Annotated in this window: 6 protein-coding genes; 4 read left to right on the top strand and 2 right to left on the bottom strand. The window is 71.4% G+C overall.

What is annotated here, in order from left to right; translation table 11 throughout:
- Positions 1 to 149 precede the first annotated feature (149 nt).
- Together EAD96_RS30170 and EAD96_RS30165 are read left to right on the top strand one after the other, a co-directional pair.
- Positions 150 to 1,577, top strand: a complete 1,428-nt coding sequence (locus EAD96_RS30170) for a non-reducing end alpha-L-arabinofuranosidase family hydrolase (RefSeq protein WP_121686624.1) — start codon at positions 150 to 152, stop codon at positions 1,575 to 1,577.
- Positions 1,578 to 1,604: 27 nt separating this feature from the next.
- Complete coding sequence (locus EAD96_RS30165) at positions 1,605 to 3,338, top strand: cellulose binding domain-containing protein (protein ID WP_121686623.1); 1,734 nt, start codon at positions 1,605 to 1,607, stop codon at positions 3,336 to 3,338.
- 60 nt (positions 3,339 to 3,398) lie between these two features.
- On the opposite strand, the gene EAD96_RS30160 is transcribed toward EAD96_RS30165, so the two are convergent.
- Positions 3,399 to 4,964: a polysaccharide lyase family 1 protein gene (locus EAD96_RS30160; protein ID WP_030275171.1), complete on the bottom strand. Its 1,566-nt coding sequence runs from the start codon at positions 4,962 to 4,964 to the stop codon at positions 3,399 to 3,401.
- Positions 4,965 to 5,295: 331 nt separating this feature from the next.
- Here EAD96_RS30160 and EAD96_RS30155 point away from each other — a divergent pair, with 331 nt between their 5' ends.
- A complete protein-coding gene (locus EAD96_RS30155; RefSeq protein ID WP_121686622.1) occupies positions 5,296 to 6,510 on the top strand; it encodes a hypothetical protein in 1,215 nt (404 codons plus the stop codon).
- On the opposite strand, the gene EAD96_RS30150 is transcribed toward EAD96_RS30155, so the two are convergent.
- Positions 6,448 to 7,443 carry a DMT family transporter gene (locus EAD96_RS30150; protein WP_121686621.1) on the bottom strand — a complete coding sequence of 332 codons (996 nt, stop codon included), beginning with the start codon at positions 7,441 to 7,443 and terminating at the stop codon, positions 6,448 to 6,450. The two genes, EAD96_RS30155 and EAD96_RS30150, sit on opposite strands and share 63 nt — an antisense overlap.
- Positions 7,444 to 7,483: 40 nt before the next feature.
- Between EAD96_RS30150 and EAD96_RS30145 the strand changes: the two genes are divergently transcribed.
- Positions 7,484 to 8,797 (top strand): PLP-dependent aminotransferase family protein (locus tag EAD96_RS30145; protein WP_147457961.1); only part of this gene is annotated, 1,314 nt, incomplete at its 3' end.

Below are 8,797 nucleotides of genomic sequence, written 5' to 3'. Positions count from 1 at the left end.
CGGTCGGTGAGGGCTGGTGCGGTGGGTGCGGAAATGGGTTGTTGAGTGCGTGGGAGCGCTCCCGTAACATCCCTGACGCGGCTGTTAACGCTCACAACACAATCGCCACCGCCAATGCCAGAGCCGCCGCCCCCGCAGGAGGTCAGTTCATGCCCAGATCTAGATCAGTCAATGCCATATTGGCGTCGGCCGGTGCCGCGCTGCTCGCGTCGGCGACCGTCGCCGTGGCGCTGCCCGCCGGGGCCGCCGCCGCGGGCTGCTCGGTCAACTACGCGATCTCGTCGCAGTGGCAGGGCGGCTTCGGCGCCAACGTCACCGTCACGAACCTCGGCGACCCGGTGTCGAGCTGGACGCTGACGTGGTCGTTCGGCGCCGGGCAGACGGTGACCCAGTCGTGGAACACGAGCCTGACCCAGAGCGGAGCTGCGGTCACCGCGCGCAACGTCGACTACAACGGGTCCATCCCGACGAACGGCACCACGTCGTTCGGCTTCAACGGCTCCTGGACCAGCAGCAACCCGGTGCCGACCAGCTTCGCGCTCAACGGGGTGACCTGCACCGGCGGCACCACCACGCCGACCAGCGGCCCGACCGGCGCACCCACCACCGCGCCACCCACCACGGCGCCGCCGACCACCGCACCGCCCACGACACCGCCCCCGGGCAACACGTGCAACCTGCCGTCGACGTACCGGTGGTCGTCGACGGGCGCGTTGGCGCAGCCGCGCTCGGGCTGGGTGTCGTTGAAGGACTTCACGGTGGTGCCCTACAACGGGCAGCACCTGGTCTACGCCACCACGCACGACACCGGCACGAGGTGGGGGTCGATGAACTTCGGCCTGTTCTCGAACTGGTCGCAGATGGCCTCCGCCAGCCAGAACGCGATGTCCTCCGGCACCGTCGCGCCCACCCTGTTCTACTTCGCGCCCCGCAACATCTGGGTCCTGGCCTACCAGTGGGGGCCGACCGCCTTCTCCTACCGCACGTCGAACGACCCGACGAACCCGAACGGGTGGTCGTCGGCGCAGCCGCTGTTCACCGGCAGCATCTCCGGTTCCGGTACCGGCCCGATCGATCAGACGCTGATCGCCGACGACCAGAACATGTACCTGTTCTTCGCCGGTGACAACGGCAAGATCTACCGCTCCAGCATGCCGATCGGGAACTTCCCCGGCAGCTTCGGCTCCAACTACACCACGATCATGTCCGACAGCACGAACAACCTGTTCGAGGCCGTGCAGGTCTACAAGCTGCAGGGCCAGACCCGCTACCTCATGATCGTCGAGGCCATCGGCTCCCAGGGCCGCTACTTCCGCTCCTTCACCGCCACCAGCCTGGGCGGCTCGTGGACCCCGCAGGCCGCCACCGAGAGCAACCCGTTCGCGGGCAAGGTCAACAGCGGCGCGACCTGGACCAACGACATCAGCCACGGTGAACTGATCCGCACCACCGCGGACCAGACCTTCACCGTCGACCCCTGCAACCTCCAACTGCTCTACCAGGGCCGCTCCCCCAACTCCGGCGGCGACTACGGTCTCCTGCCCTACCGCCCCGGACTGCTCACCCTCCAGCGCTGAGCCGGACCGTCCAGGAGAGAAGGTCGCATGAGAAGGCACAGAACTACCCGTACCGCGGTGTTGTCGGCCGGGGCCGTCCTGCTGGCCTCCACCGCGACGGCAGCGGCGCTGCCGGCCGGGGCGGCGGCCGCCGGCTGCGCGGTCACCTACGCCGTGTCGTCGCAGTGGCAGGGCGGCTTCGGCGCGAACGTCACAGTCACCAACCTCGGTGACCCGGTCAACGGCTGGACGCTCACCTGGTCCTACGCCGCCGGCCAGACGGTCACCCAGGCGTGGAACGCCACTGTGACGCAGAGCGGGGCGGCGGTCAGCGCCCGCAACGTCGACTACAACGGGTCCATCCCCACCAACGGCACCACGTCGTTCGGCTTCAACGGTGCCTGGACCAGCAGCAACCCCGCACCGACCAGCTTCGCGCTCAACGGGGTGACCTGCACCGGCGGCACGACGCCGACGTCGTCGCCGACCACGTCGCCGTCCACGTCGCCGACGATTTCGCCGACCACCTCACCGAGCACCCCGCCGCCCACCGGGGCGGCGGACATCACCGTCAACACCGCCAGCCGCTACCAGACCATCGACGGGTTCGGCGCCGCGGTGTCGATCTGGGGCGGCGCCTGGTCGACGGCGGAGACGCAGACGCTCGTCGGGCTCGGCCCCAACCAGCTCGGCCTGTCCATCGTGCGTACCGGCATCTCGCCGGTGTCCGGCGAGTGGGGCACCCAGGTCAGCGCGTTGCGGACGGCGAAGTCGTACGGGTCGAACGTGAAGATCATGGCGTCGCCGTGGACCGCCCCGGCGGCCTGGAAGACGAACAACAGCCGGATCAACGGTGGCAAGCTGCGCACCGACTACTACGACGACTACGCCGGCCACCTCAACAGCTACGTCCAGTACATGCGCAACCAGGGCGTGACGATCGACGTCACGTCCGTGCAGAACGAGCCGGACTGGCACCCGGACTACGACTCGATGGACTGGAGCGGCACCGAGCTGCAGACCTTCGTGCGGGAGCAGGGCGCCAAGGTGCAGAACACCAAGCTGATGGTCGCCGAGGCGGTGAACCTGAACTACGGCTACACCGACCCGACGCTCAACGACGCGGCGGCCCGCAACAACATCGGCTACATCGGCGGTCACCTGTACGGCACCGAGGCGTCCGGCCGGCTGAAGCCGTACACGCTGGCGCAGCAGTACAACAAGCCGGTGTGGATGACCGAGTGGAACCTGCACGAGGCCGACGGCAGCGGCTCCAACATCTGGGGCAACCCGGCCAACGCCACGGTCTGGAACGAGACGCTCGACGACATCATGCGCACCGTGCACAAGTCGATGGAGTCGAACTGGAGCGCGTACGTCTGGTGGTACGGCAAGCGCTACTACTCGTTCATCGGTGACGGGGAGTCCGCGTACGGCACCGTGGCGGGCGCGCCGCTCAAGCGGGGGTACGCGTTCTCGCAGTACGCGAAGTACGTGCGGCCCGGCTACCAGCGGGTCGCCCTGACCAAGAGCTCGAAGGCGTCGCCGCTGGAGGTGACTGCCTACTCCGGCGACGGGAAGGTCACGCTGGTGATCCTCAACCGGTCGACCAGCGCGGTGAACAACGCGGTCATCCAGGCGCCGCAGAACGTCAGCCGGGCGGAGTACGTGGCCACGTCGCAGAACGCCAGCGCGGCGAGCCAGCCGGTCGGCGTGAACGGCAACCAGGTGACGGTGAACGTCGGCGCGCGGAGCATCTCCACCGTCGTGCTCACCCTCTGACCGGGGACACGCACGAGGGCGGGGGCGGCCGGATCGGCCGCCCCCGCTCGTGTGTGACTGCTAACTGGCGTACGTCTCGAACTCGCCGACTCTCGGCGTACCGCCGGAGCTGTTGATCTTGAAGTTGATCTTCTTCAGCGAGGTCGCGCCGAACGTGATCTGCCCGGCCCCGCTGCCGGAGGCGAGCACCGCGCCGGTGTCGTTGTTGACGAGCTGCCACGACCCGATCGAACCCGAGGTCCCCGACGGCTCGCGGATGACCACGCGGGACACGGTGGTGGCCGAGCCCCACTTGATCGAGACGGTGCCGGTCGACCCGGACGGCGACCAGTACGTGCTCAGGTTGCCGTCGCGCACGTTGCCGTAGCTGGTGCCGTCGGCCTTGCTGGACCCGTCCGCGCCGGCGCCGGAGACGAGGCTCAGGTTGGTCCCGCCGGACGGCGGCGGGGTGGTCGTCCCGGGTGGCGGCGTGGTGGGTGCGGGCGTGGTCGGCCCCGGCGTGGTCGGCGCCGGAGACTGCGGCGTGCAGTTGCCGTCGGACACCCGCAGGCCGGTGTTGGCGCCCGCGGTCTGCCGCACGATGTCCGGCACGCAGCTCGCCGCGTCGAGCCGGTAGGAGTACGGGACGCTCACGGTGGTCGTCGAGGTCACGTTCGGACCCGCGGGGTAGTTGTCGCTGCCGGGCGAGGACCAGGTCACGTTGTCGAAGATGTTGCCGCTGACCTGCCAGGTGCCGCGCTCGCTGGTGTAGAACGTGCCGAGCACGTCCTTGGAGTTGCGGAAGTAGTTGTTGTCCACCTTGGCCCGCGCGCCGGCCCGGGAGTTGATGCCCGACTCGTGCAGCCCGTTGTAGTGGTTGTTGAACATGTGGGCGATGCCGCCGCGCAGCAGCGGCGTACGGGAGTCGATGTTCTCGTACAGGTTGTGCTCGAACGTGATGTAGCCGTTGCCGCGGTCGCTCTCGCTGGACCCGATGAGGCCGCCGCGGCCGGAGTTGCGCAGGATGCTGTACGACAGCGTCACGTACTGGGTGTCGTCCTTCATGTCGAACAGGCCGTCGTAGCCCTCGGACTCCCCGCCGGACGCCTCCAGCGTGACGTGGTCGACCCACACGTTGCGGACGCTGCTCTCCATGCCGATCGCGTCGCCGCCGTTGGAGGTGGGCGAGCCGGACTTCTTGACGTTCCGCACCGTCACATTGCGGATGATGATGTTGCGGGAGTCGCGGATGTGGATGCCGAGCTGGTCGAACACGGCGCCGCTGCCCACGCCGATGATGGTGACGTTGCTGATCTGCTTCAGCTCGATCACGCCGTCGGCGGTGTTGCAGCTCGATCCGGAGACCTTGCTGGTGTTGCCGTGGTTGATGGTCCCGGTCACCTCGATGATGATCGGGGTGCTGCTGCTGGCCCGGCCGCACAGCGCGGCGTGGATGGCGGTGCCGGTGGTGGCGCGTACGGTCTGCCCGCCCGCACCGCCGGTGGTGCCGCCGTTCTGGGTGGCGTAGCCGGTGGCGCTGCCGGCCGCCGCCGACGCCTGCGGGGACGGCAGCACCACGGCGACGGCGATTCCCACGACCGCCGTGGCCAGTGCCGCGTGGAGTCGCAGCGCGACTGGTCTTCTCATGTCGCCTCATTCCTTTTCGAGCATGCGGGAATTGCCGCCGAGCAGCGGCAGTCACCGAATGGGAATAATGAGGAGCCGCGACGCGATCAGGCGCGTCGCCGGCGAATGTCGTTCATCTGCGATGCCCGGATCGCACATGAAACATCGATGTAACGCAATCGTATGAAAGCGCTTTCCAGGAAGGCAAGAGCTGGCGTTTGCAGGTTTTTTGCACTGTTCGGAGCGTCCGGGCGCGCGGGGCGGCGTCTTGACGGGGTGCGTGATCGGTGGTTGCCTGCACGTCACCCAGAGATCGAAGCTCGTCTACCTCATGCCCTCACGAGGAGCGCCCATGCCCCACCCCCGTACGAGCCGCCCGGTGGCGGCGGTCGCCGGCGCGATCGCCGCCGTCCTGGCCGTCTCGCCGGCGCCCGCCGCACCCCTGGCGGAACCGGCTGTCACCGGCAACACGTGGAACGCCGACCTCACGGTCGTCGACTCCGACGACGTCAACGTCCGCTGGTCCGGCGCCGGACTGCGCCTCGCCGGCGCGGCGAGCCGACCGGCCGCCCAACGCCGGCAGGCGGCCGAGGGCATGCTCGTCACCGCACCCCACCCGCTCGCCGTGCCGGCCAACCGGGTCCGGGCCGACATCGCCGCGACAACCGGCCGGGGCGGCGCCGTCGAGGTGGCGGCGCGCGGCTGGCGGTCGGGCGCGTGGACCGAGTGGCGGTCCGTGTCCGGCGAGGCCGTCTTCGACCAGCCCGTCACCCGCGTGCAGATCCGGGTGGCGCTCACCGCCGAACGGCCCTCCGCCGCGCCCACCGTGCGCGGGGTCCGGCTCGTCGCCGACTCGGTCGCCGCCGTCACGGCCGCCACCCCGGGCCTCACCTACCGGGTGTACGCCACCCGGGAGGGCCTGGTCGGCGGCACCACCGCCAACGGGCACGTGATCGTCTCGCGGGACCACTTCGTCGCGCTGCCGTCGGCCCGCGGCCTCGCGCCGAAGAACACCGGCGACTACACCGTCCGGGTCTGCACCACCACCCGCAGCCGCTGCGAGTACGCGCCGGTCTGGGACATCGGACCGTGGAACACCAGGGACGACTACTGGAACCCCAGCAGCACCCGGGAGATGTGGAAGGACCTGCCGCAGGGCCGGCCCGAGGCGCAGGCCGCGTACCAGAGCGGCTACAACGGCGGCCGGGACCAGTTCGGGCGCACGGTGGGAAGCCCGGCCGGCATCGACCTCGCCGACGGCACGTTCTGGGACGGTCTGCTGCTGACCGACAACGCCTGGGTCGACGTCGCCTATCTCTGGACCGGCACCGGCACCCGGGGCCGGATCGGCAGCGGCCCGCTCAACATCCGCTCCGGCCCCGGCACGAGCAACCCCGTCGTCGGCCTGGCCGCCACGTACGCCAACGTGCCGATCGAGTGCTCGGTCGTCGGCCAGTCGGTGAGCGGCCCGTACCGCACCACCACCCAGTGGAACCGCCTCGCGTCAGGACACTTCATCAGCCACGCGTACGTCTCCGGCGTGACCGGCACCATCGTGCCCTGCTGAGGACGCCCCGCCCGGGGCGGGCCGGTCCGCTGAGGACGGCCCGCCCGGGGCGCGCGCCGGTGTGGCGCCGCCCCGGGTGCGCTGGATGAGCACGACGCAGGCGAGCACCGCGCCCGCCACCACCAGCGCACCGGGCGTGACCGCCTCACCGAGCAGCACTGCCGACCAGATCAGCGTGAGCACCGGCTGGACGAGCTGGATCTGGCCGACCTTGGCGATGCCGCCCCGGGCCAGGCCGGCGTACCAGGCGAAGAAGCCGAGGAACATCGACACCACTGTGAGGTAGCCGAACCCGGCCCAGTTGGCGACGCCGCCCTGCGGAGGGTGGACGAGAGCGGCCACCGCCGTGACCGGCACGGTGACCGGGAGCGACAGCAGCAACGCCCAGCAGATCGTGCGGGCGCCGCCGAGTTCGCGGGCCAGTCTGCCGCCCTCGGCGTACCCGAGGCCGCAGAGCACCACGGCGGCGAGCAGGAACACGTCGGCCGCGGACAGCGCGCCGCGTATCGAGCCGCCGGCGGCGAGGAAGGCGAGCACCAGCGCCAGACCGGCGGCGCTGGCGATCCAGAACAGCGGCGGCGGCCGTTCGCCGGCCCGCAGCACCGCGAACACGGCGGTCATGGCGGGCAGCACCGTGACGACCACCGCGCCGTGCGCGGACGTCTGCGTGGTGAGCGCCAGCGAGGTGAACAGCGGGAAGCCGACCACGACGCCGAGCGCGACGATCGACAGCCGTCGCCACTGGTCCCGGGTGGGGCGCGGCGCGCCGGTCAGCCGCAGGTAGCCCCACGCGAGCAGCGCCGCGCCGACCGCCCGTCCGAACGCGACGAACCAGGGGTCGAGTGTGTGCACCGCGACGCGGGTGGCCGGCAGCGACATGCTGAAGGCCAGCACACCCAGCGCGCCGAGGGCGATCCCGGCGCCCGGTCTCACCGTTACCGTCGTGCGCGCAGTAGCGCTACTCTGTGCCGTCATGAACGATGGTAGCGCTATCGCCCGTGTGGTCCGGCATCTGGGTGCGCTGGCCGCCGACGCCACTCCCGGCACGCGGCTGCCGTCGGTACGGGAGCTGACCGCGCACCATCACGTCTCCCCCGTGACAGTCGCCGAGGCGACCCGGCGGCTCGTCGCGGACGGGCTGGTGGAGACCCGGCCGGGTCGCGGCGCGTACGTGGCCGCCCGGCGCGCCGACCCGCCGCGGGCGGACCTGTCGTGGCAGACCGTCGCGCTGGGCTCACGGCGGGGCGGCGAGGAGGAGATGCAGGCGCTGCTGGCGTTACCGCCGTCGGACGCGATCCCGCTGACCGGCGGCTATCTCGACCCGGACCTCCAGCCGGCCGCCGCGCTCGGTGCGGCACTCGCCCGCGCGGCCCGGCAGCCCGCCGCCTGGCAGCGCGGCCCGGTCGAGGGGCGCCTCGACCTGCGCGCCTGGTTCGCCCGCGAGGCAGGCGGCGGCCTGCGCGCCGAGGACATGGTGATCTGCCCGGGCGGCCAGGCGGCCCTCTCCTCGACGCTGCGGGCGCTCACCACACCCGGCGACACGGTGCTGGTCGAGTCCCCCACCTACCTGGGCGCGCTCGCCGCCGCGCGCGCCGCCGGGCTGCGGGTGGTGCCCGTCCCCGCCGACACCGACGGGGTACGCCCCGACCAGCTCGCCGCCGCGTTCGCCCGCACCGGCGCCCGCCTGTTCTACTGCCAGCCGCTGTACGCCAACCCGCACGGCGCGACGCTCTCCCCCGCCCGGCGCGGCGACGTGGCCGAGGCGGTACGCGAGGCCGGGGCGTTCCTGGTCGAGGACGACTACGCCCGCGACCTCACCGTCGACGGCGAGGCCCCGCCTCCGCTGGCCGCCGACGACCCGGACGGGCATGTGGTCTACCTGCGCTCGCTGACCAAGTCCACAGCGCCCGGTCTGCGGATCGCCGCGATCGGCGCGCGGGGACCGGCCGGGGCACGGCTGCGGGCCGCCCGCCTGCTCGACGACCTCTTCGTCGCCGGGCCGCTGCAACAGGCTGCAGTGGAGTTCCTCACCGCGCCGGCCTGGGACCGGCACCGCCGCACTCTGCGCGTACAGCTGCGCGCCCGCCGGGAGGCGCTGCTGGCGGCGCTGGACCGGCACCTGCCGTCGCTGGCCCCGCGCGCCGTCCCACGCGGTGGCCTGCACCTGTGGGTACGGCTGCCCGACGACACGGACGACGTAGCTGTGACCACTGCGGCCGCGGCAGCGGGGGTGACCGTCTTCCCCGGCCGCCCCTGGTACGCCGCCGAACCCCCCGCTGCCGCGGCC

Source organism: Micromonospora sp. BL1, from assembly GCF_003667485.1.
Lineage (GTDB): Bacteria > Actinomycetota > Actinomycetes > Mycobacteriales > Micromonosporaceae > Micromonospora > Micromonospora tulbaghiae.
The sequence above is the reverse complement of the archived record's forward strand: the minus strand, read 5'-3'. Positions and strand labels throughout refer to the sequence as shown.